Here is a 1,065-nt window from a genome sequence, read left to right as displayed (position 1 = left end):
GCCTTGAGCGCAGCCTGGGCGTGGGCGTCGCCGTGTACCAGGCGCACTTCCCGGGGTGGGTGGCGCATGCGGCGTACGAAGTTGAGCAGGTCGTGTTGGTCTTTAATCCAGCAAACCTCTTCGCTCGGCATCAGCGAGCATGGCTTGGGCAAACGCGATTAGCGTTTCCTGATAGTCGTACGCGGTTGTCAGGGCATCAGCTAGCACCTGGGGCGACTCGATGTACTCGTGGATCATCTGATTTCGGATCTGACGGATCTCGAGCCACTTGTCGGCAGAGTCGAGCACACCCAGTTTCTCGGCGCGGTCCAGGTTGTCGGCCACGGCTCCTGTTTTCTCACCTAAAGCACGAAGCCAAAGCGGTAGCAGCTTGTCTCCAGCCGTGTCCTGAAGACGACAGAAGCGGCTGGTGTATGCTTCCACTCTTTCTGCCAGTGCTTCATCTTCACCCAGCTTGGCGGCACGCTCCTCGGTAAATGGTATGGTAAAGACATTGCGCGAGGAGTAGCTGAGGTGATGAACCTCCCGCTCGACTACTCGCTTCAAGAAGCGCAAGCGCTCCGAAAGATTGTCTTTCACAGGCGAACTCCCTGTTCTCGTGCCAGCTTGTGTATCGTCTGCTCACTGAGGTTCGGTGCGCTCACGAGCACATCGACCTTGCGCCCGTGCATGGCGCGCATGATCCGTACGCTGAGCCGGGCCGAGAGCTGTGCCGGATGCTCAACGGGCTTATCAAGCTCCACGAACAGGTCGATATCTCCGCCACGAGCGGTGTCATCAAGACGCGATCCGAACAGTTTTACTGTGGCGCTCTCACCCAGCTCTTCATGAACGATCCGCTGGATGGTTTGGCGTTGGGTATCCGTCAGGCGCATATTGCTACCTCTACCTTGCACACGTTCAAGCTGTCTCGGGCAGTTTTTCTTCGTATAGGTGCTCCGCCCCCAGCGTCACGCTCATCTCATGCTCTGCCCCTTCGGCCCATGCCAGCAGCTTGGCCTTGAGCGCAGCCTGGGCGTGGGCGTCGCCGTGTACCAGGCGCACTTCCCGGGGTGGGTGGCGCAT

General features: G+C 59.2%; 3 protein-coding genes. All 3 read right to left on the bottom strand.

All coding sequences use genetic code 11. The annotated features are described in order from the left end of the window. Positions 1-131: MBL fold metallo-hydrolase RNA specificity domain-containing protein (locus C4S71_RS23010; RefSeq protein ID WP_146064648.1), on the bottom strand; the 131-nt coding region annotated here is incomplete at its 3' end. Then, positions 103-579 (bottom strand): hypothetical protein, encoded by a 477-nt coding sequence (locus C4S71_RS22260; RefSeq protein WP_086508899.1) that lies wholly within the window; start codon positions 577-579, stop codon positions 103-105. The genes C4S71_RS22260 and C4S71_RS23010, both read right to left, overlap by 29 nt. Next, the gene (locus tag C4S71_RS22255; protein ID WP_086508900.1) at positions 576-875 is read right to left on the bottom strand and encodes a nucleotidyltransferase domain-containing protein; all 300 of its coding nucleotides are present in this window, start codon (positions 873-875) and stop codon (positions 576-578) included. Before C4S71_RS22255 ends, C4S71_RS22260 begins: the two co-directional genes overlap by 4 nt. Positions 876-1,065 lie beyond the last annotated feature (190 nt).

Source organism: Billgrantia desiderata (assembly GCF_900108215.1).
GTDB classification, from domain to species: domain Bacteria; phylum Pseudomonadota; class Gammaproteobacteria; order Pseudomonadales; family Halomonadaceae; genus Halomonas; species Halomonas desiderata.
This window is presented reverse-complemented; position numbering and strand designations above follow the sequence as displayed.